This window comes from Desulfobaculum sp. SPO524, from assembly GCF_044987625.1.
Taxonomy (GTDB): domain Bacteria; phylum Desulfobacterota; class Desulfovibrionia; order Desulfovibrionales; family Desulfovibrionaceae; genus Desulfobaculum.
Genome location: NZ_JBJDSB010000001.1, coordinates 527,499 through 549,522, shown reverse-complemented (window position 1 = coordinate 549,522; position 22,024 = coordinate 527,499). Strand labels below are relative to the sequence as shown.

The window sequence follows — 22,024 nt, the reverse complement described above, 5'->3', positions numbered from 1 at the left end:
TATTGGAGGATATCGTGATCGAACCGGAAGAAGACGCCGAGGGCTACCAAAGCGCCGAAGTCTGCGTGCGAAATGAATTGGGCCTGCATGCCCGTCCCGCAGCGCGCCTCGCTCAGGAGGCGCAGCGGTTCGCCGCCGAGATCACGCTCACCATGGATGAACAGGAAGTGGATGCCAAAAGCATCCTCGACATCCTGACGCTGGCCGCGCCGCAGGGGTGCGACCTTGTGGTCCGTGCCAGCGGCGACGACGCCGCAGAGGCACTGAAGACGCTGATAGAACTGTTCCAGACGCGATTCGGCGAGGATAAATAGTGGCCCAAAAGGTCATCACCGGCATTCCGGTCTCTTCGGGCATTGCCATCGGCAAGGCCTTCTTCATGAACCGCAGGCTGCATGGCACCATCCCGCGCCAGTCCATCGCTTCGGCCATTGTCGCCGACGAGGTGTCGCGCCTTGATGAAGCCATTGCGCAGGCCGCGGCGGACCTTTCCGACGTGCGCGAAGGGCTGCCCGCCGAGCTGCGCGACCACGCCCTGCTCATTGATTCGCACATCACCATCCTGCGCGACCCCAAGCTCGCCAAGACGGCCAAGTTCTACATTGAGGACATGCGCATCAATGCCGAGTGGGCGTTGCTCAAAGCCGTGAAGGATATGGAGCAGGCCTTTTCCACCATCAAGGACGACTACATCCGCGAACGCATTCAGGATGTGCGCCTTATGGCGGACCGGGTGCTCTCCAAGCTGATGGGCCTGTCCACGGAGCTTCGGGCCATTGAGGGCCGGGTTATCCTGCTTGCTCACGACCTTGCTCCGTCGGACACCGCCGGGCTGGAAGTGGACAAGATTATGGCCTTTACCACCACCGAGGGCGGCAAGACCTCCCATACGGGCATCCTTGCCCGCTCCCTGCAGATTCCGGCCATCGTTGGCGTCAGCGGTTTGGAGGAAAGCGTGCAGGACGGCGCGTTTATCATTATCGACGCGCTCAAGGGCCGCATTCTTGTGGAGCCGGACGAGAGCGAAATCACGTTCTATTCCGACCTGCAAAGCCGCTTCGAGACCTACGAAAAGAGCATCCACAGCAACTGCCACCTGCCCGGCGAAACCACCGACGGCTACCGCGTGCAGGTGAATGCGAATATTGAACTTTTTGAGGAAGTTGCCGCAGTGCTCGACCACGGCGGCGACGGCATCGGCCTCTACCGCACGGAATACTCGTACATGAACCGCAAAACCCTCCCCACGGAGGAGGAGCTGTACGAGGAATACCGCGACCTCGCCCTTATCATGGACGGGCGCAAGGTCACCTACCGCACGCTGGACCTTGGGTCGGACAAGAACATGACCCAGTATGCCCAGTCGCAGGAGCGCAATCCCGCCCTTGGTCTGCGGTCCATCCGCTACTGCCTGAAGCACCGCGAGATGTTCAAGACCCAGCTACGCGCCATCCTGCGCGCCTGCCTGGAAGGCAACTGCGCCATGATGTACCCCATGATTTCGGGGCTGCGGGAACTGCGCGAGGCGAACAAGGTCCTCTACGAGGTCAAGGCCGACCTGCGGCGCGAGGGCGTGCCCTTTGCCGAAAACGTTCCCGTGGGCATCATGATTGAACTGCCCTCGGCCGTGATGACCGCCGAACTGCTGGCGCAGGAAGTGGATTTCTTCTCCATCGGCACCAACGACCTCATCCAGTATTCCCTTGGCATTGACCGGACCAACAAGGACGTGTCGTACCTCTACCAGCCGCTGCACCCGGCCGTGCTGCGCTCCATCAAGCTCGTTGTGGACGCCGCCCACCAGAGCGGCATTGAGGTGAGCCTGTGCGGCGAGGTGGCCTCGGATCCCTTCTGCGTGCCCATTTTGCTCGGTATGCAGATTGATTCCATGAGCATGAACCCGCAGGCCATTCCGGGCATCAAGCGCATCATCAGGCAAACCACGCTGGACGAATGCAAGGAGCTGCTGCGCCGCATATTGGACTGCCGCACCGTGACCAAGATTAATCATCTCGTCATGGATTCCATCTTCCAGCGTTTCCCGGAAGAACTCACATTCTACTCGTCACTGCTCGACGCGGACGAATCGATATAGACATATGGCAAAACCAGCACCATCCGGCATCAAGATTATCGCCCAGAACAAGAACGCCCGACGCAACTATGAAATCCTCGACACCTTCGAGGCGGGCATTTCCCTCATGGGCTCGGAAGTCAAATCCCTGCGCGCTGGCCGCGTGAACTTCAAGGACGGCTACGTCCGCATTATGGACGGCGAGGCCATTCTCATCGGCGTGCACATTGCGCCGTATGAGAACGCCGTGCACACCGGCCACGAGCCGGAGCGCGAGCGCAAGCTGCTGCTGCACCGCCGCGAAATCGACGCCCTGTCCGCCAAGGTGGATCAGAAGGGCCTGTCCGTGGTGCCGCTGAAGATGTACCTCAAGCGCGGCAAGGTAAAGGTAGAGATTGCCCTCGGACGGGGTAAAAAGACCTACGACCGCCGCGACGACATCAAAAAGCGCGACATCGCGCGGGACACCGCCCGCGAAGTGGCGCGCTACAAGTAGCCCGCCCGCGTGGACGACACCGATAATAAGCCGCCCCGCGCGGCTTTTTTCATGTGCTGCGGCGTGGTTGCTCCCGCGCCCGGCGCTTCGTACACTGGGCGCGGTGCTCCGCGAACCGGGCGCTCTCTGCTGGAGGAGGGGTTTTCATGCTGACATCGGCCCAAAGCCGTTTTCTGACCGGTCTGTTCCCCGGCGACGCCTGCGCGCTGTCGCCTGAGGAAACCTGCGCCTTTGGCGGCGACTCCAGCCGCCTGTTCCATCAGCCGTGGGCTGTGGTCCGTCCGGAAGGGCGGGAGCAGGTGCGCGAGCTGCTGCGCTGGGCCGATGCGGAGCGCGTGCCGCTGTTTTTCCGCTCCCGCGGGACCAACGTTGTGGGCGCGTGCGTGCCGCAGGGCGGCGGCGTCGTGGTCTCCACCCTGCGCATGAACCGCATCATCGATATTTCGGGGCGCGACTTTGTGGCCGTGGTGGAACCGGGGGCCGTAACGGCCGATGTGCAGCGCGCCTGCGCGGCCAAGGGACTGTTCTATCCGCCGGACCCGGCCAGCGTGCGCATCTCCACCATTGGCGGCAACGTCTCCACCAACGCCGGGGGGATGCGCGCCGTGAAGTACGGCGTTACCCGCGAGTATGTGCTGGGGCTGGAGGCCGTCATTCCCGGCGGCGAGGTCATCCGCATGGGCGGGCGCTGCCACAAGAATGTGGTGGGCCTTGACCTGACGCGGCTTTTTGTCGGCGCGGAGGGCACCCTTGGGTGTCTGACGGAGGTGACGCTGAAGCTGTTGCCCCGGCCGCAGGCCACGGCCTCGGTGCTGGTGGGGTTCGAGACCCTTGAACAGGCGCTGGAGGCGGCGGCAGCGGTGTTTCGGGCGGGCATATTGCCCGTGGCCATGGAATTTATGGCCGCAGAGGTGCTGGCCGCGTTGGAGCATGTGACGGTGCCCCCGTGGCCCAAGGGCACGCAGGCCGCACTGCTGCTGCAGATTGACGGCTCCGAGGAGTCCTTGCCCGGCGAGTTGGCGCGTCTTGAGGCCTCCCTTGGCGCCGAGTCCCCCGCCTTTTTGGAGGCCGGGCAGGGCGCGGCCGAGGAAGGCCTGTGGGAGGTGCGCCGCCTTATCAATCCGGCGTCGTTCCGCGTGGCCCCGGACAAGATGAGCGACGACGTCACCGTCCCGCGCGGCGAGGTGGCGCGCGCCATTGCGGGCATCCGCGAGGCCGCGGGGCGGCACGGGCTGACCGTGCTCACCTTTGGTCACCTTGGGGACGGCAATATCCACGTGAACATCATGTACGACAAGGCGGGCGGCGAACTGGAGCGCGCCACGGCCCTCAAGCGCGAGGTGCTGGGCGTGGTGCTGGGCGCCGGCGGGACCATGTCCGGCGAGCACGGCGTGGGGCTGACCAAGTATCCGTACTTTGACGAGCAGATTGGCGCGGCGGAGCGCCGCCTGATGCGCAGCATCAAGGCCAGCTTCGACCCCAACGGTATTCTGAATCCGGGCAAAGCCTACTGACTTGTTTTCGCGGGGTTTTCTGTAAACGGGCCGTTCCATCCGTGGCGATGGGGCGGCCCGTTTGTCGTTTATGGCCGCAAGCCGCGGCGCCGCGCGCGCACAGCACAGCGCGCCGGAGGCCGTGTCCGGGTTGCCCGCATACGCGAATTCACGTAATTATTGGATGATACGAGAAGTCCGTTTCCGGCAAGGCTCTGGAGGGATGGATGCCGTTTTTCATTCTTGCTGGCGTCATTTTTGTGTTCGCCGTGATTTTTGCGCTGTATGTGCGCGGCGTGCGCGAAAAATATATCGAGACCATCCAGCGGCTGCGCGTGCAGCGTCGCCGCAAGGAAATCGATATGGGCGACGCGCAGAACGACATCGCCATCCGTAAGGAAAACGTGAAGCTGTTGGAACGGCACATGGAGACCCTGCGCCTTGAGCACGAGCGCGAAAAGCGCCGTTTGGCCGAGGAGGCCGCGGCAGGTGAGGAGCGTACAGCGCTGTCCGTGCTGGAGTCCATGGGCCGCGTGTCGCAGGAGGACATCGACCGCGCCGAGGAATTCCGCGCCAAGTCGGGCAGCGAAGCGAGCATTGAGGAAGTGCTCGTACTTTTGGAGATTGTCAGCCCCGAAGAGGTGCAAAATGCCAAGGCCACATCCCGCCGCTAAGAGCGCCCCGCCCATGGAGTGCCGCCCATGACGGTCATCTATATCTCCATCCTTATCTTGCTGTTTCTTATGATAGGTCCGGCCTATTACACACGCATGACCAAGGGCTATACGGATATGATCCGCAAGCTGGAGTACGAGGTGCAAAAGCTGGACGATGAACTGGAAAGCTTGCTGGCCGAGCGCGACGTTCTGCAGGAACGCGAAGACGAACTCAAGGCCGAGCAGATTGCCATTGTGCAGGCGCAGCACGGGCTGACGTCTTTCAGCGAATCCGCCGTGGAGTACGACTCCGCCATCGGCTACCTGATGCAGGCGGGCAAGCTGCGGCAGGAGGACCTGCAAAAGGCAAAGGACTTCAAAGACGGCTCACAAAGTCCGTATGACTTAGAAGAAGTACTGATAATGCTCGATATCGTGTCGTCGTATGATATGGAATCTGCAAAAAAGAAGGTGGCCGGGAAGTGAACTGCGCGGCATTTGCATGCGCTGTAATGTGTACTCTGTCGTTTTCGTGACTGTATTGATTCTTCTATGGCTGTTCTATACCATTGCGCGGATTTGAATCATCCGGGAGGGAGTATGGAACAGTTGCTTTGCGCAGCGGTGATTGCCGGAGGGGTGGCCCTGTGCGCCGCCCATGCGGTGAGCGTGCGCAGCGAGTGCCTGCGCCGCCTGAACGAGGCGCGCAGCGTTGTGGAACGGCTGCAGGACGATGTGACGCACCTTGGGGAGAGTGTGTCGCAGCGCCGCGAGGCCGTGACCAAGCTGGAGCGCGACGTGCTTGAGCGCGAGCGGGAAATCATCCGTAATGCGGAGCGTGAAAAGGCGCTGGAGCAGGCCGGGGGCGCGGCATGAGCTTGCTGTTGACCGCCGCCCTTATGCTGCTGCTTGGCTCGTGCTGGGCGCTGTTTGTGTCGCGTATGCGGCGCGATTACCAGCGGGTGGTACACATGGTGGAGCTGGAGCGCATGCGCCTTGAGCACCGCCGCGACGGTCTGCTTCGCGAGCGCGAGTGCCTTGACCAGCGCCAAAGTGCACTCCGGCAGCGTATGGAGGAACTGCGCGAGGAAGCCGGAACCGTGGCGGAGCGCCGGCAGTGCCGCGAGCAGTGCTCGGTGGCGCAATGGCTGGTGCGCATGGGCAAACTCACCGAGGCGAACCTTCGCAAGGCCAAGGAGTATTGCTCCGGCACGCGGTGCGAGCTGCCCTTAGAGGAAGTGCTCGTCCTGCTGGAGATGGTGACCCCGGCGGACGTGCAGGCCGCGCGCGGCGCGGTTAGCGCCGCTTTGCGTACTGACTCATAAGCACGCCGCACAGGACCAGAACGGACGCCGCCATCTGCTGCGGGTTCAGGCGCTCGCCCAGAATAATCCAGCCCATGATGACCGTGAACACCGGAATGAGATTGATAAAGGCCGTGGTCTTGCTGGCCGGAATCTTACTCACCGCGTAGTTGTGCATGCCGTATCCGCCAAGGGAGACGCACACGCCAAGGTAGACAATGGCCAAAACCGGTTCCATGGGGAAGCTGGTGGGCAGCTCCGTCCCCGGCAAAAAGAGCAGCGGGAAAAAGAACACCGCGCCCGCCACAGCCTGAAACGCCGTCAGAAAGTGCGGCGAATACCGAAACGACAGCTTTTTCAGTGAAATGATGTAGCCCGTGGCCGCGCACATGGCGAGGCCCTCCAGCGCGTTGCCAAGGATGGGATTCGGCGCGCTTTCCGTGGCGGTGCCGGACAGGCTCAGCCAGATGACGCCGCCCATGGCCATACAAAAGCCAATCATCATGGACCGCGAAATGGTCTCCCCCAGCAGGGGCACAGCGGTCACCGCCACCAGCAGGGGCAGGGTGGCCGTCACCATGCCCGCCTGCGAGGCGGAGGTGTACTGCAGCGCGTTGGATTCAAAGACAAAGTACAGGCACGGCTCGCACAGGGCCATAAAGCCAAGGGTCTTCCAGTCGCCGGGCTGGTAGCGCACGGTGCGCAGTAGCTTGTAGAACGGGGCGAGGGCGATGCTGGCCACGGTGAGCCTGCCAAAAATCATGACGTAGGGGTCAAAGTACTGGAGGACAACCTTCATGGCGACGAAGGAGCTGCTCCAGAGGAGAATGGCGGCGAAAAGAACAATGTAGGGCATGAGGGTGCCCGTGGTAGGACGAGACGGCATTCGAGGTCCTCTTGCGTCGGGTTGTGGGATGTGTTGCGGTTTGCCGTTGTCTATCGGCCCGGCATGTGGAAGTCCAGCGAATTCGGTTTTGCTGCGGGGCGCCGCATTGACTGGAGCCCGGTGCGGACGTATTGTCTTCACTTGCGCTGCTGCCGCGTTTTTCCACTGCCATATGACGCGGCGGCGCAAGGAACTCCCACCGCATGAAGACATCCACACCATCATCCACCACCGGCGCATGTCAGGCGCAGTGCATCCAGTGCGGGCGCTGCCTTGAGGTCTGCCCCCTTGTGGCGGCCACGGGCCGCGAAGAGCTTGGCCCACGGGGCAAAATGCTTCTGCTGGACCGTCTTGCCGAGGCCCCGGAAACCCTCACCGAAAAGGACGCCGCCCGCCTTGCTGGCATGTGCCTGACCTGTGGGCGTTGCGCCCAGGCCTGTCCGCAGGATATGGACGTCCCCGCCGCTGTGGCCCGCGTGCGCGCCGCGCATCCCGGCTTTGCCCGGTGGCTGTGGAAGGCGTGGGTTGGGTCGTCTAAGCTGTCATGGCCTGCTGCCGGCGGCCTTGGCGCGTTGCTTGGACGCGGCGAATCGCCCCGTCAGGGGCAGGTGGGCCGCGCTGTGGACCGCCTTGCCGCCATGGGGACCACGGGCGCTGTTACGCCATGGATTGTGCCCGAAACGCCCCCGGCTTGCGCTCCGGGCGATAAGGCCGTACTTTTCCCGGGATGTTTGGCCGCTTCGGTGCGCCGGTCGTGGACGGCGACGGCGGAGAAGCTGCTCCAGTTTGCCGGCGTGGATGCGGGGCGTATGCCGCGTTGGGACTGCTGCGGCGCCACCCTTGGCCATGCCGGATTGCCGGACGCCATGCAGGCCGCGCGCCGGCGCAATGTCTCGCTGTGGCGCAAGGCCGGGCGACCCCTTGTGGTCACCTTTTGTGCCAGTTGCCACGCCGGACTCGCCGCCTACGCGGCGGACGCCTCCCTCTTTGACAGTGAGGACGAGGCGCGGAACTTTTCTGGGGCCGTCACCCCCCTGAGCGCGCTCCTTGCCGGAGCCGTGTTTCGGGAGACGGACGACGCCCCCCGGCGTGTGGCCTATCACCGGCCCTGCCACGCGCCGCAGGATGACCCGGACGCCGCACTGCTTGGCGCGGTTACAGACGGGCGGTTGCGCCGCCCGGACCGGCCCCGGTGCTGCGGCATGGGCGGCGTGCTTCAGCTTGCCGCCCCGGACCTGTCCGCCACGGTGGCGGGCGCGTGCTGGCAGGACCTTGCCGGAGAGGCGCCGGCCACGGTGCTCACGGGCTGTAGCGGCTGCGTAACGCAGCTTGCCGCCAGCGCGCCGGACGGCGTGGACGTCATCCACTGGCTGGATGCCGTCATTTTTCGTCAATAAGGCCCGCCCTGCGGGGCGCGGCTACTCATACATTTAGGAGAAATATATGCTCGGTGCCATTGGCCGCAAACTTTTCGGAACCAAGAACGAACGCTTCCTCAAGCAGCTCACCCCCATTGTGGACCGCGTGAACAGCTTTGAAGACAAGGTGCGGGCGCTTGGTGACGCCGAGTTCCCCACCCACATCGCGGAGTTCCGCCAGCAGGCCGCAAACGGCCGCAGTCTGGACGACATGCTCCCCGAGGTTTTCGCTTATGTCCGCGAGGCTGGACGCCGCACTATGGAGATGCGCCACTTTGACGTGCAGCTCATCGGCGGCGCGGTGCTCCATCAGGGCCGCATCGCCGAGATGCGTACCGGTGAGGGTAAAACCCTTGTGGCGACCCTGCCCGTGGTGCTCAACGCGCTGTCCGGTAAGGGCGTGCACGTTGTCACCGTCAACGACTACCTCGCCCGGCGTGACGCCGAGTGGATGGGCAATATCTACAACTTCCTCGGCCTGTCGTGGGACACCGTCCTCCACGGAATGACCGACGAGGAACGCAAGGCCGCCTACGGCGCGGACATCACCTACGGTACCAACAACGAATTCGGCTTCGACTACCTGCGCGACAACATGAAGTTCTATCTGGACCAGCTGGTTCAGCGCGAACTGAACTTCGCCATCGTTGACGAAGTGGACTCCATCCTCATCGACGAAGCGCGGACGCCGCTTATCATTTCCGGTCAGGCCGAGACAGCCGTCGGCATGTACGCCCAGATGAACGACATCGTCGCCAAGCTTACGGCCGAGCGCGACTTTACCGTGGACGAAAAGGCCCGGTCCGTCTCCCTCACCGACGAGGGCGTGGCCCGCTGTGAGGAAATTCTGGGACTGGACAACCTCTACGACCCGGCCAATATCACCTACCAGCATCACGTGCTGCAGGCCCTGAAGGCGCATAAGCTCTTCCGCCGCGACGACGCCTACGTGGTCAAGGAAGGCCAGGTGGTCATCGTTGACGAATTCACGGGCCGCCTCATGCCCGGCCGCCGCTTCTCCGACGGCCTGCATCAGGCCTTGGAAGCCAAGGAAGGCGTGAAGGTCGAGGCCGAGAACCAGACGCTGGCTTCCATCACCTTCCAGAACTATTTCCGCATGTATGACAAGCTGGCGGGCATGACCGGTACGGCAGACACCGAGGCCGTGGAGTTCAAGCAGATTTACGATCTGGACGTCTCCGTCATCCCCACCCACCGTCCCATGGTGCGTAAGGATCACCCCGACGTCATCTACAAGGATCAGGAAGCCAAGTACAAGGCCATCGCCACCGAGGTGGCGGAGCTGCATCAAGAGGGCCGTCCCGTCCTCGTTGGTACCACCAGCATCGAAAAGTCCGAACTGCTGGGCACGCTGCTGAAAAAGAAGCGCGTCCCGCACAGCGTGCTCAACGCCAAGCACCACGAGCAGGAAGCTGAAATCGTGGCCGAGGCCGGACAGCAGGGCAAAGTGACAATCGCCACCAACATGGCTGGCCGTGGTACCGACATTGTGCTGGGCGAGGGCGTCAAGGAGCTTGGCGGCCTGCATATCCTTGGTACGGAGCGTCACGAGTCCCGCCGTATCGACAACCAGTTGCGTGGCCGCGCCGGTCGTCAGGGTGACCCGGGTTCCACCCGCTTCTACCTTGCCCTTGATGACGAACTGATGCGCCTGTTCGGCTCGGACAAACTGTCCGGCGTTATGGACCGCTTGGGCCTGCAGGACGACGAGGCCATTGAGAACAAGATGGTCTCCCGCGCCATTGAGAACGCCCAGCGCCGCGTGGAAGGCCACAACTTTGATATTCGTAAGCAGCTGCTTGATTTTGACGACACCATGAACCAGCAGCGTACGGTCATCTACTCCCAGCGCCGCGACATCATGGCCGCCGGACAGGAAGAGCTGGAGGCCATGGTCACCCAGTTCATCGACCAGACGCTGGAAGGCCTTTACGCGGAGCTGGAGGCGGCCAATGCGGACAATGAGGACGCACAGGAGTTTGTTGCCGGACGGCTGGAGGAGGTCTTTGACCTTGGCCGCGCCGACGACCTCAAGGACGCCATGCCCGCCCTTGATGACGCGCGCAAGACCGTGCACGGCAAGCTGGCGCGCCTGAAGGTGGACGCCCCGGACATGTACTGGGAAATCTACCGCTACTTCCTGCTGGATAACCTTGACCGTAGCTGGAAGGAACACCTGCTGAACATGGACCACCTGCGCGAGGGCATTGGCCTGCGCGGCTACGGGCAGAAGGACCCCAAGCAGGAGTACAAGCGCGAAGGCTTTGAACTCTTTCAGGATATGCTGGAGCGCATTAAGGAAAACACCCTGCGCGCCCTGTGCCGCCTGCGCATCAAGAACGAGGTGCAGGAGGACGATTTCCAGCACAAGGAGCAGGTGGCCGACGTCAAGTACGCCGGTGCGGGCGACCAGGCCGCGGAGGCCAAGACCAAGCCCGTGCGGCGCGACGCCCCCAAGGTGGGGCGCAATGACCCATGCCCCTGCGGCAGTGGACTAAAATATAAGAAGTGCTGTGGCCGCTAGGTCCGCACAGCGGTCCTGACAGACCACGGCGTAGAAGGCGGAGGGCGAGAGCCTTTCGCCTTCGTCGGTTCCGGCGGCTCGGCCCTCTGCGCCGCCGCGGACCAGCATCCCCCCTCGACCCCTCACCACCGGAGACGACCATGCAGTTCCCTCAGGGATTTCGATGCGCCACCACCGCCGCGGGCTTTAAAACGCCCGGACGGGATGACCTTGCCCTCATCGTCAGCGATGTTCCGGCCGCCTCGGCCGGTGTGTTCACCACCAACCGCTTTCAGGCCGCACCCGTGCTCATCGGGCGCGAGCGCATGACGGAATCGAACACGGCGCGCGCCATCCTCATGAACTCCGGGCAGGCCAATGCCTGTACGGGTGAGGAGGGCCTTGCCAACTGCCGCGAAACCCTCGCCCTTGTCGCCAAAGCCGCCAAGCTGAAGCCCGACGCCATCCTGCCCGCATCCACGGGCGTTATCGGCGCGCAGTTTGCCATGGATACGTGGCGCGCGGCCACGCCCAAGCTGGGCAAGGCCCTTGGCAAGGTCGGCCCTGTGGAGGTCGCCAAAGCTATCATGACCACGGACACCTTCCCCAAGGTGGCGTGGGCCACGGTGGGTGAAGGGGAGAACGCGGTCCGCATTTTTGGCCTGTGCAAGGGCGCGGGGATGATTTCCCCCAATATGGCGACCATGCTTGGCTGCATCCTCACCGACGCCGAAGTGGATACCCCCGTATGGCGCCGCCTTGTGCGCCGTGCCGTGGACGGCAGCTTCAACTGCGTCACCGTGGACGGCGACACCAGCACCAACGACACCGTCTATGGCCTTGCCAACGGCGCAAGTGGCGTGTCGCTGGACGCTGTGGGCGAGGAGGCCTTTGCCGAGGCGCTGACTGAGGTCTGCCGTTCGCTGGCCTATATGATTGTACAGGACGCCGAAGGCGGCACCAAGGTGGTGCGCATCACCATCAGCGGCGCCAAGACCGACGCCGAGGCCGATATGGCCGCCCGCGCCGTGGGCAATTCCCCCCTTGTGAAGACCGCCATGTTCGGGCAGGACCCCAACTGGGGCCGCATCGCCGCCGCCCTTGGCCGTTGCGGCGCGGTCTTTCAGCCGGAGGATGTGACCATCGCCATTGGCGGGCTGGTCATCTTCCGCGCCGGACAGCCCGTGGATGTGGACTTTGACAGCCTGTTGGCCTCGCACCTGCGGGGGCCCGACATCGACATAACCATTTCCCTCGGCGACGGGGAGGGGGCGTGCGAACTGCTCGCCTCGGACCTGACGCACGAGTATGTGAGCATCAACGCGGACTACCGCTCGTAGTCCGAAGGCAGAGCAGACGACAATGCATGATGATGAAAGCACCTACGATTCCCCGGCCCTGAAGAATCTGGACATGGACCGCCTGAAGCGGCTGTCGGATTTTTTGTTTGAGGTCGGCATGCTCCGCAAAACCCCGCGCACGGGGTACCAGTTCCTTGGCACGGGACAGGAAAATGTGGCGGAGCACAGCTTCCGCACCGCTGTTGTGGGATACGTCCTTGCCGAAATGGCCGGGGCCGACACCGCGCGGACCACGCTTTTGTGCCTGTTCCACGACCTGCACGAGGCCCGAACCGGCGACTTTAACTACGTGAACCGCATGTATAATGATTCCCGCCGCACCGACGCCCTGCGCGACGCTACGGCCGGAACCGGCCTCACCGAAGGCCTGCTGAACATGTGGGTGGAGCTGGAGGACGCCGGAACCAAGGAAGCCGAACTGGCGCAGGATGCGGACCAGATTGACTTCATCCTGAACCTCAAGGAGCAGGCGGACCTGGGCAATACCTACGCCACCAAGTGGCTGGAGGGGGCGCTCCAGCGTCTGCGTACGCCGGAAGGGCAGCAGCTTGCCGAAAAAATCAGCACAACGGACCACTCCGATTGGTGGTTCCTTGGGCCGGACCAGTCGTGGTGGAGCCGAAAAAACGGCCACGGCACAAAGGACTAGCCGCAAAACTGCACAGCGCCCCGCTCATATGAGCCGGGCGCTTTTTTCTGGGCTAGGGGGCGACGGGTAGGCGGATGATGAACGTGGCCCCCTGGCCGGGCGTGGACTCCACGGTGAACAGGCCGCCATGGTTGGTGGTGATGATAAAGTAGGACACGGACAGCCCAAGGCCGGTACCGATGCCCGGCGCTTTGGTGGTGTAGAAGGGTTCAAAGATGCGTTTTTGTGTCTTTTCGTTCAGTCCGGGGCCGTTGTCCGCTATCTCAATGCGGACGCCGTCCGTGTCGCGCCGGGTGCGTAGGGTGATGCGTGATGTTGCTGTTAAGCCCTGCTCCGACATGGCCTCAGCGGCGTTGCGCAGAACGTTGAGCACCACCTGCTCGATTTCCGTCTGGACCATGGGGACCGGCGGCAGGTCGCTGGCGTAGTCCTTTTCAATGGCGATTTGCTTGAAGTCGTAGCTTTTCTTCATGTCGTAGTCGCTGGCGGCCAGCTCCAGCGTGCGGTCCAGCAGGGCGTTGACGTCGGTCTTTTCGCGGTGGGATTCGCTCTTGCGGCTAAAGTCCAACATATTGCGCACAATGCGTGCGGAGCGGGTGGCGGCGTCGCGGATGCCGGTTATGTACCCCGTAATGCCGCGCTGCTGCATGTAGGTGCCTACGGCGGCGAGATCTACGCCCAAGGGGTCGGCCACGCGGATGTTGGCGGGCAGGGTGGGGGTCAGGCGGCGCTCCATATTTTGGATGCACTGCATGATGATGCCGAGGGGGTTGTTAATTTCGTGCGCCATTCCCGCAGCCAGCCCGCCGACGGACATCATCTTTTCTGTTTGGATCATGATGTTGTCAATGCGCACCCGTTCGGTCACATCGTCCACGCGAACAACGGCCCCGGCGGACTCGCCGCCGCTGAGGGGAAAGACGGTGATGTCCTCGTAGTAGACGTCCTCGCCCACGAGGCGTTTGACTTTGGTTTGGCGTGACGGGGCGCCCTTGTGCAGGGCGCTTTCCAGCATGGGCTGGTATTTGTTCATGCTGGGGAATATGTCCACAAACTGCTGCCCCTTGGCGGCATCGGGCGGCACGGCAAGGCGCGACTCCGCCGCGGAGTTCCAGCTTGTCACCGCGCCCGAGGGGCTGACGATGACTAGGGCCGAGGGCATGGAGTTGAAGGTGTTGTCCATGATGATGCGCAGGCGGCGGGCCTCGCGCTGGGCCGCAAGGCGCTCCGTCATGTCCAGAATGACGCCGATGATGCCCGCGGGCTGGCCGTCGGTGTGGACCATGGCGCGCGAGATGATAACGTCGCGGTCCGTGCCGTCCGGGCCGGGAAGGTGGGCCTCGTAGGTTTGGGCGCCGCCTTCGCGCAGGAGTTCTTCGTCCTTGCCCTCAAAGACATCGGCGTACTGCTGGGGGGTAATCTCGGAGATGGCCGAGCCGATGATGTCCTCCTGCTCCATGCCGTACAAGGTCGCCAGCGCAGCGTTGCACTTGCGGTAGATGCCGTCCGTGGTCTTGAAATAGATGGGCACGGGCGTGGTATCCAGCAGGGTTTGGATGAAGCTCAGCTCGGTTTCCAGCTCGTCTTCGGTCTGTTTGCGCCGCGCGATTTCCTTCTGGAGGCGGAGGGTGCTCAGCCCCTGCGAGGACAGCATATTCACCAACAGGGTGGCAAAGCGCATAATGCTTTCCACCTGCTCTTTGCTGTAAACGGGAACCTCGGCAAGGGCGGCCATGTAGTCCGCCTCGTCAAAGCCGAACTCCCGCGCCTGCGTGCGGAAGGCCTCTTCGTCAATGGTTTCATAGTCGTAGAAAAATTGTCCGACGAAGAGGGACGCCAGGTGGACGCCGTCGATGATGATGGGGACGGCAACATCCCAGATTCCATTCTTGCACTTGTAGGCGACGTAGGGTTCGTCGCCAAGGCGCGTTGCAATGTAATTGTCGCTTTCGGTGCAGCGCGTGCTTGTTTCTGGGTTGGCGCGGTGAAACTGCGTGCAGATGCGCCGCCAGCCCGTTTCCACCAGCACCGCCCCGGCAGTGTCCACAATGCCGATGGTAATGCCCGTGGCCGCGGAAAAGGCCTCGGTAAGTTCGCGCAGTTCATCGAGGTTGATGAGCTCGGTCAGGGTATGGTCATGCGTCACTGTGTCCTCGCGTGGTGCCGTCGTGCAGAGGCGTGAGGGATGGGGGCGCAAAGCCGCGGCGGCAGCAGGCAGACATCACGTGCTGGGCGGGTCTGAGGGCGTCTGTTTCCCCTCGGGCGCCTTGGAATTGTCCGTAATGGGCTGTTCGTCCACTGGCAGGTCCTCGGTGTATTTGGCCCGGATGGCGGAGATGACGTCCCAGATGTCCAAAAAGCAGTCCACCACGTCGGGGTCAAAGTGCTGGCCCGATTCCTCTTTGATGACGGCGATAATCTTTTCGTCCGGCCACGGCGGCTTGTACGACCGGCGCGAAGACAGCGCGTCGAACACATCGGCAAGGGCGCAGATGCGCGCGGCGATGGGGATATCCTCGCCTTGCATGGGCTTGCCTGCGCTTTTGGCGTGGATGTCCATATTCTTCACGCTGCCGGGGTAGCCTTTGCCGTTCCACTTTTCATGGTGGCACAGGGCTATTTCGCCGGACAGGGCGTCCAGCTCCGACGTGGCGTTGTTAAAGAGTTTGGCGCCAAACACGGTGTGAAAGCGCATGGTGGCGAATTCCTCGTCCGTGAGCTTGGCGGGCTTTTTGAGAATTTTGTCCGAGATGCCCACCTTGCCCACGTCGTGGAGCATGGCGGCAATGCGGATAAGGTCCTTGGTCTTTTTGAGATCATCTTCGGGGACGCCCTTGCGCTGCGCCCACAGGTGGTAGATTTCCGCCGAATACGCGCCAACACGCTGGACATGGGCGCCGGTTTCCGATGGGTCGCGCAGCTCTGCCATTTGCATCATGCGCAGGATAAGCTCGCGCGTCATAATGGCGCGTTCAATGGCCACGGAAGCCGTGGTGGCAAAGAGCGGCAGGTACTGCTTGGCCTCGTCGGAAAATGGCACGGACGCGCCGGTGTCGTCCTTGGCGTTAATGACCTGAATGACGCCTACCACCTTGTTTTGCGAGGTCTTGATGGGAATGGTGAGGATGGAGCGCGTGCGGTAGCCGGTTTTTTGGTCAAAGGCGGGATTGAATCGCACCGGAGAGTCGCTTGGCATGTCGTAGGCGTCGTCAATGGCAAGCAGTTCGCCGTGCCCGGCAACGTAGCCAACGATGGATGTATCGTTTATAGGCATAGCGAAGTTGCCATAGACTTCTTTGTTTACCGCGGTGGAGAAGAGGGTGTCATTGTGCACGTAGCTGAAGTGGAGCTTGCCTTCCTTGACCAGATAAATGGTTCCCGCATCCGCCTTGGTCACCTTGCGCACCCGAGTGAGGATGCGGTCAAGGATGGCGTCGAGGTCCTTGAGTTGCGACAGTTCATCGTTGACGCGAATAATTTCCGCGACGATGTCTTCGTGTGCCTTAGGGCACGGGCACGGATCGGCCATGGCTCCTCCAAATCGCTCGTCAGGTCGGGCAGTCTTTTATTGTAGATGATGGCGGGGGTGCGTCAAGATGCCGGGCGGAGAAAAGGGCCGTAGGCACGCGCTTAACTGGTAAACCGTAGAGATACATGATAATGGATGAAGGCTGCCGGGACGTCCCGTTCCGGCCAATATCACGAGAGGACGGAAGCTACACGTAATGACCCGCTTTTTCGCCTGGATTGGTGCCGGAACCATCGCCCTCGTTCATGAGATGGGCAGTATGGCCCTGCTGTTTGCCGACGCGTGCGCGTGGCTGGTGCGGCGGCCGTTTCGGCTGTCTCTTTTTTTTCGGCAGATGGAGTTTGTGGGGGTGCGCTCGCTGTTCGTGGTAGCGCTGACCTCGCTCTTCACCGGTATGGTGCTGGCCCTGCAGACCTACTACGCCTTTCGCCTTTTTTCCGCGGAGTCCCTTGTGGGGGCCACGGTGGCGCTGTCCATGACCCGTGAGCTGGGGCCGGTTATCACTGCGCTGATGGTCACGGGGCGCGCCGGTTCGGCCATTGCGGCGGAAATTGGCACCATGCGCGTGACGGAACAGGTGGACGCGCTGACGGTAATGGCCATCAATCCCGTGCAGTATCTTGCCGTGCCGCGCATCATTGCGGGGCTGGTGATGCTGCCGCTGCTGACCGTTTTGTCCGACTTTGTGGGCATGGTTGGCGGGTATTTGGTGGGCGTGAAGCTCCTTGGCATCAATGCCGCCATTTTCATGAACAAGGTCTATGAACTTGTGGCGCTTGAGGATATTTATAACGGACTCATCAAGGCCGCCGTGTTCGGCGTTATTCTGACACTGGTTGGCTGCTACAAGGGCTTTACCACCACTGGCGGGGCCGAGGGGGTGGGCCGGGCCACCACGCAGTCCGTGGTGCTGTCCTCCGTGCTTATTTTGGCCAGCGACTACGTGCTGACGGCACTGATGATGTAGGACGATATGCAACCGATTATTACCTGCGAAAATCTCCAGAAGAGCTTTGGCGAGCAGGCCGTCCTGCGTGGACTGGACCTTGCCGTGAAGCCGGACGCCGTCAGCGTCATCATTGGCCGCAGCGGCGGCGGCAAGTCTGTGCTGCTCAAGCACCTTATCGGCCTTATGCGGCCGGATTCGGGGCGTGTTGTGGTGGACGGGCAGGACATTACGGCCTTTTCGGAAAAGGATCTTGTGCCCGTGCGCAAAAAGTTCGGTCTGCTGTTTCAGGAGGCCGCGCTGTTCGACTCCATGACCGTGGAGGAAAATGTGGCGTTTCCCCTTATGGAGCACACGTCACTCTCGCGCAGCGACATCCGCGATATTGTGCACGACAAGCTGGCGGCGGTTGGGCTGTCCGGTGCCGGGGCCAAGATGCCAGCGGAGCTGTCCGGCGGCATGCGCAAACGCGTCGGCCTTGCCCGCGCCGTGGCGCTGGACCCGAAAATCGTGCTCTTTGACGAGCCGACATCCGGGCTGGACCCGGTGATGTCCGCCGCCATTAACGACCTTATTCTGCGTACGCAGAGCGAATTTGGCGCAACGTGCGTGGTTATCAGTCATGATATTCAGGCCACTATGGCCATTGCGGACGACATTTTCATGCTGTACGACGGGCGCATCATTGCCAGCGGCACACCGCAGGACATTCAGAATGCGGATGACCCCGTGGTGCAGCAGTTCATTCAGGGGCGCGCGGACGGCCCCATTGGCCTGACGTAACCCCGCCCCTTGTGCGGGACAATGGACCCAGACAAAGAGAGAGCGTATGGCTGGCAAAAGTGGAGCCGAGGTCAAGGTCGGCATCTTCGTATTCATTGCCGTGGTGTTGCTTGCCTTCATGTCAATGCAGGTGGGCGAAACGGATTTTCTGCGCGGCGGCGTGTATGACGTCAACGTCTACTTCGACAGCGTCACCGGCCTGAAACCGGGCGCGCCCGTGGAGATTGCGGGCATCGAGGTGGGACGCGTCAGCGACATCCGTCTGGACGACGGGCGCGCGCGGCTGACCCTTGAACTGCGCGAGGACATCGCCCTGCGCTCCGATGCGCAGGCAAGCATCATGACCCGAGGCGTGCTTGGCGACAAGTATGTCTCGCTGTCCGTTGGCTCGCGCGAGCTGCCCCAGATTGCCGAGGGCGGCGTTATTCAGCGTACGGACCGTTCGGCGGACCTTGAAGTGCTTATGAAAAAGGTCGGCCAGATTGCCGACGACATCGGTTCGGTGTCCAAGAGCGTGTCCAGCGTTATGGGCGGACCTGATGGCGAACGCGACCTGCGGCGCACCTTCCACAGCATGCGCGACCTTGCCGTCACCCTGAACGACATGGTCCAGCGCAACGTGGAGAGCATCGACCTCATCGTCGCCAACATGCGCGACTTCTCCACGGACCTGAAGGATATCTCCTCGGCCAACAAGCAGAACATCAACTCCATCATCACCAATTTTGAATCCGCTTCCACGGGGCTTAAGGGTACCTTGAACCGCATGGACAGCGTGCTTGCCAAGATTGACGAAGGGCAGGGCACGGCCGGACGGCTGGTGAACGATGAGGAGATGGGCCAGAACCTGCACGAGGCCGTAGCATCGTTGGAGAGCGTGACCCGCAAGATTGACGAGGGGCAGGGCACCCTTGGCAAGCTGGTCAACGACGACACCACCGCCCGAAAGCTGGACCGCGCGCTGGAAGGCATCAACACCTATCTGGGCAAGCAGGAGAGCTTCAAGACCAGTGTGGACTTTTCCGCTGAGTATCTGGCGGACTCCGGCGATACCAAGACCTACCTGAACATGCTTATCGAGCCGTCCGCGGACCACTTCTACATGGTGGGCGTTGTCTCCGACCCCAAGGGCCGCACCAAGGAGACCGAAACCACAACCACCCGCATCGACGGCAGCGGCAACCGCTCCACCGTCACGGAACTGGAAGAGAAGACCGAGCGCGACCAGATCAAGTTCAACGCGCAGATTGGCAAGCGCTGGGGCGACCTTGCCCTGCGTGGCGGCTTGTTTGAATCCACCGGCGGCGCGGGCGCGGACTACTACCTGTGGGACGACCGCGTGAAGCTGACCTTTGAGGCCTTCGACTTTGACGACGATGACCCGCCGCACCTCAAGGCCGGAGCCAAGCTCTTCTTCATGAAGAACTTCTACGCTATGGCCGGTGTGGACGACTTTGCCAGCGATTCCGGTGACAGCTCCTTCTACACGGGCCTTGGGCTGTACTTCACCGACGACGATATCAAGTACCTGATCGGCAACGCGCCGGTACCCATGGGCAATTAGCATGAAGCTCGCCATCATTTCCGATACCCACGCCTACGACGTGACGCCGTGGATGGAGGCCGTGTACGAGCGGTACCTCGCCCCGGCGGATGTACTGCTCCACTGCGGCGATTTTGCCAGCATGTCCGTGTGGGCGTGGCTGGCCCAGCATCCCGCGTTCCACGCCGTGGCGGGCAATATGGACGACTACAGCCTGTCGCAGGAGTTGGACGTGCGCCGCTCTCTGCGGCTGACCGGCGTGGAGATCACCATGGTCCACGGCTTTGGCTACGGCCCGCGTGTGGGGCTTTCCGCCTCGCTTGCACGGGCCTTTGACGGGCAGGCGGACCTTGTGTGCTTTGGGCATACCCACCAGCCGGAATGGGCGCGCTATGGCGCCATGCGCGTGGTGAACCCCGGCAGCCTGCGCGAGGGCGGGGCGGACCCGACGTTGGCCTATGTGACTATTGGTCCGGATGGTGACCTGACGCATGAATCCGTGTCCGTTCCGGGCACGGTAGAGGCCGTGCGGCGCGGCGGCGCATAGCGCCCTGGCGCGCTGTGGCGGCGCAAACGTGAATCTGGCCCCGCCATGCGGCGGGTCTGGCGTCCGGCAAGGACGCCGCGAGGAAAGATATGCAGTTTCGCACCGAAAAGGACAGCCTTGGCCCGCGCAAAGTGCCGCAGGACGCCTACTACGGCGTGCAGACCGTGCGCGCGCTGGAAAATTTTCAGATAACGGGCATTCCGTTTTCGCATTTTACCCGGCTGGTGCAGGCCGTGGCCTGCGTCAAAAAGGCCGCCGCCATGGCCAACCGCGACCTTGGCCTGCTGGACGACGCCATCTGCGACGCCATCGTCCAAGCCGCGCGCGAGGTGCGCGAAGGCCACTTTGACGAGCATTTTCCCGTGGACGTTATTCAGGGCGGCGCTGGAACCTCGGTGAACATGAACGCCAACGAGGTCATCTGCAACCGCGCGCTGGAAATTATGGGACATGAGCGGGGCGAGTACCAGCACATCCACCCCAACAACCACGTCAACCTGTCCCAGTCCACCAACGACGTGTACCCCACCAGCCTGAAAATTGCGCTGACGTGGTACTGCCATGACCTGCTCAAGGAAATGGACGCCCTTGTGGCCGCGTTTCAGGCCAAGGGCGACGAGTTCGCGGACATCATCAAGATGGGGCGGACCCAGCTGCAGGACGCCGTGCCCATGACCCTTGGGCAGGAGTTTGCGGCCTACGGCGTGACCATCGGCGAAGATGCCGTCCGCCTTGAAGAGGCCGTGGAGCATCTGCGCGAGTCCAACATGGGCGCAACGGCCATCGGCACGGGCATCAACACCGTCGAAGGCTACGCCGCCGCTGTGTGCGGCAAGCTGGCGGACATCACCGGGCTGGACATCGTGCCTGCGGCCAATCTTATCGAGGCCACCAGCGACACGGGCGTGTTTGTGCTGGTGTCCGGCATCCTCAAGCGTATTTCCGTCAAGCTGTCCAAGGTCTGTAACGACCTGCGCCTGCTGTCCTCCGGGCCATACACCGGCTTTAATGAAATCAACCTGCCGCCCATGCAGCCCGGCTCCAGCATCATGCCTGGCAAGGTGAATCCGGTCATCCCCGAGGCTGTGAATCAGGTGTGCTATCAGGTCATCGGCAACGACGTGACCGTGACCCTTGCCGCGGAAGCCGGACAGCTGGAACTGAATGTTTTTGAACCCATCATCGCCTTCAACCTATTCCAGTCCGTGGATATGCTGGCCCGCGCGTGCTTTATGCTGCGCAAGCGGTGCATTGACGGCATCACGGCCAACAAGGAGCGCTGCGAGGAGATGGTCCACCGCTCCGTTGGCGCGGTGACGGCCCTTGCGCCATATATCGGGTACGAGGCCGCCGCGGCCCTTGCCAAGGAATCCGCCTGCAATCAGCGCCCGCTGATTGATTTGGTGGTTGAGCATGGCCACATGAGCCGCGAGGACGCCGAGCACGTCCTCGACCCCCTCTCCATGACCCGCCCGAAGCCCAGCGCCAAAAAGGGTGGCGAGTAGCCGCACCTCCCGAAGGTGAGAGGGCGCCGCGCTTGGGCGGGAAAGGTGCCCCGCATCGGCGGAGAAGGAACACACGCCGCTGAGGGACGTGACCCTGAGCGCCGAAGGAGGAAAAGCACGCCGCTGGAGGACGTGACCCCGAGCGCCCCGTGCGCCAGAAAAGGCGCCACCCAATGAAGAGCCTTTGCCACAAAGGGCGAGAGCGACGACATTCCGAGCGCCGCACCGTTTACGGTGCGGCGCTTTTGTTCGTCCTGCGTCTGGGGGCTGTGCTTGTGGACGTGTCGCTTGCTGTGTTCGGCGCGGTGGC

Annotated in this window: 20 protein-coding genes; 17 read left to right on the top strand and 3 right to left on the bottom strand. The window is 62.5% G+C overall.

Translation table 11 applies throughout. The features are described from left to right. Window positions 1–14 precede the first annotated feature (14 nt). The 8 genes from ACI3L3_RS02320 to ACI3L3_RS02285 all read left to right on the top strand — a co-directional run bounded on the left by ACI3L3_RS02320 (window position 15) and on the right by ACI3L3_RS02285 (window position 6,044). Window positions 15–314, top strand: coding sequence for an HPr family phosphocarrier protein (locus ACI3L3_RS02320; RefSeq protein WP_404843481.1), 300 nt, complete (start codon window positions 15–17; stop codon window positions 312–314). Next, the gene (ptsP, locus tag ACI3L3_RS02315) at window positions 314–2,095 is read left to right on the top strand and encodes a phosphoenolpyruvate--protein phosphotransferase (RefSeq protein WP_404843480.1); all 1,782 of its coding nucleotides are present in this window, start codon (window positions 314–316) and stop codon (window positions 2,093–2,095) included. Before ACI3L3_RS02320 ends, ptsP begins: the two co-directional genes overlap by 1 nt. A gap of 4 nt (window positions 2,096–2,099) precedes the next feature. Beyond that, window positions 2,100–2,570: an SsrA-binding protein SmpB gene (gene smpB, locus ACI3L3_RS02310; protein ID WP_404843479.1), complete on the top strand. Its 471-nt coding sequence runs from the start codon at window positions 2,100–2,102 to the stop codon at window positions 2,568–2,570. 146 nt (window positions 2,571–2,716) lie between these two features. Continuing rightward, entirely contained in the window at window positions 2,717–4,084 is a 1,368-nt protein-coding gene (locus ACI3L3_RS02305) for an FAD-binding oxidoreductase (protein WP_404843478.1), read from the top strand. 206 nt (window positions 4,085–4,290) lie between these two features. Continuing rightward, entirely contained in the window at window positions 4,291–4,737 is a 447-nt protein-coding gene (locus ACI3L3_RS02300; protein WP_404843477.1) for a hypothetical protein, read from the top strand. Window positions 4,738–4,764: 27 nt separating this feature from the next. Beyond that, complete coding sequence (locus ACI3L3_RS02295; RefSeq protein ID WP_404843476.1) at window positions 4,765–5,205, top strand: hypothetical protein; 441 nt, start codon at window positions 4,765–4,767, stop codon at window positions 5,203–5,205. A gap of 114 nt (window positions 5,206–5,319) precedes the next feature. Then, window positions 5,320–5,595 (top strand): hypothetical protein, encoded by a 276-nt coding sequence (locus ACI3L3_RS02290; RefSeq protein ID WP_404843475.1) that lies wholly within the window; start codon window positions 5,320–5,322, stop codon window positions 5,593–5,595. Further along, complete coding sequence (locus ACI3L3_RS02285) at window positions 5,592–6,044, top strand: hypothetical protein (protein WP_404843474.1); 453 nt, start codon at window positions 5,592–5,594, stop codon at window positions 6,042–6,044. Before ACI3L3_RS02290 ends, ACI3L3_RS02285 begins: the two co-directional genes overlap by 4 nt. Here ACI3L3_RS02285 and ACI3L3_RS02280 read toward each other — a convergent pair. After that, on the bottom strand, window positions 6,016–6,909 hold the full coding sequence (locus tag ACI3L3_RS02280; protein WP_404843473.1) for a DMT family transporter: 894 nt from the start codon (window positions 6,907–6,909) through the stop codon (window positions 6,016–6,018). The genes ACI3L3_RS02285 and ACI3L3_RS02280 overlap by 29 nt on opposite strands. A 203-nt stretch (window positions 6,910–7,112) precedes the next feature. On the opposite strand from ACI3L3_RS02280, the gene ACI3L3_RS02275 reads away from it, so the two are divergent. From ACI3L3_RS02275 to ACI3L3_RS02260, 4 genes are all read left to right on the top strand, one after another. Beyond that, on the top strand, window positions 7,113–8,306 hold the full coding sequence (locus tag ACI3L3_RS02275) for a (Fe-S)-binding protein (RefSeq protein WP_404843472.1): 1,194 nt from the start codon (window positions 7,113–7,115) through the stop codon (window positions 8,304–8,306). 46 nt (window positions 8,307–8,352) lie between these two features. Beyond that, window positions 8,353–10,872: a preprotein translocase subunit SecA gene (secA, locus tag ACI3L3_RS02270; protein ID WP_404843471.1), complete on the top strand. Its 2,520-nt coding sequence runs from the start codon at window positions 8,353–8,355 to the stop codon at window positions 10,870–10,872. Window positions 10,873–11,012: 140 nt separating this feature from the next. Further along, a complete protein-coding gene (argJ, locus tag ACI3L3_RS02265) occupies window positions 11,013–12,191 on the top strand; it encodes a bifunctional glutamate N-acetyltransferase/amino-acid acetyltransferase ArgJ (protein ID WP_404843470.1) in 1,179 nt (392 codons plus the stop codon). 22 nt (window positions 12,192–12,213) lie between these two features. Then, window positions 12,214–12,861: an HD family hydrolase gene (locus ACI3L3_RS02260; RefSeq protein WP_404843469.1), complete on the top strand. Its 648-nt coding sequence runs from the start codon at window positions 12,214–12,216 to the stop codon at window positions 12,859–12,861. A gap of 52 nt (window positions 12,862–12,913) precedes the next feature. Here the strand turns inward: ACI3L3_RS02260 and ACI3L3_RS02255 are convergent, their stop codons facing one another. Further along, window positions 12,914–15,007 (bottom strand): PocR ligand-binding domain-containing protein, encoded by a 2,094-nt coding sequence (locus ACI3L3_RS02255; RefSeq protein ID WP_404843468.1) that lies wholly within the window; start codon window positions 15,005–15,007, stop codon window positions 12,914–12,916. Window positions 15,008–15,082: 75 nt separating this feature from the next. Beyond that, window positions 15,083–16,390, bottom strand: a complete 1,308-nt coding sequence (locus ACI3L3_RS02250; protein WP_404843467.1) for an HD domain-containing phosphohydrolase — start codon at window positions 16,388–16,390, stop codon at window positions 15,083–15,085. A 196-nt stretch (window positions 16,391–16,586) separates the two neighbouring features. Here ACI3L3_RS02250 and ACI3L3_RS02245 point away from each other — a divergent pair, with 196 nt between their 5' ends. From ACI3L3_RS02245 to ACI3L3_RS02225, 5 genes are all read left to right on the top strand, one after another. Beyond that, on the top strand, window positions 16,587–17,357 hold the full coding sequence (locus ACI3L3_RS02245; protein ID WP_404843466.1) for an MlaE family ABC transporter permease: 771 nt from the start codon (window positions 16,587–16,589) through the stop codon (window positions 17,355–17,357). A gap of 6 nt (window positions 17,358–17,363) precedes the next feature. Beyond that, a complete protein-coding gene (locus ACI3L3_RS02240; RefSeq protein WP_404843465.1) occupies window positions 17,364–18,119 on the top strand; it encodes an ABC transporter ATP-binding protein in 756 nt (251 codons plus the stop codon). A gap of 46 nt (window positions 18,120–18,165) precedes the next feature. After that, complete coding sequence (locus ACI3L3_RS02235; protein ID WP_404843464.1) at window positions 18,166–19,683, top strand: MlaD family protein; 1,518 nt, start codon at window positions 18,166–18,168, stop codon at window positions 19,681–19,683. Between the two features lies 1 nt (window position 19,684). After that, the gene (locus ACI3L3_RS02230) at window positions 19,685–20,209 is read left to right on the top strand and encodes a metallophosphoesterase family protein (RefSeq protein WP_404843463.1); all 525 of its coding nucleotides are present in this window, start codon (window positions 19,685–19,687) and stop codon (window positions 20,207–20,209) included. Between the two features lie 89 nt (window positions 20,210–20,298). Next, entirely contained in the window at window positions 20,299–21,714 is a 1,416-nt protein-coding gene (locus ACI3L3_RS02225; RefSeq protein WP_404843462.1) for an aspartate ammonia-lyase, read from the top strand. Window positions 21,715–22,024: the final 310 nt, after the last annotated feature.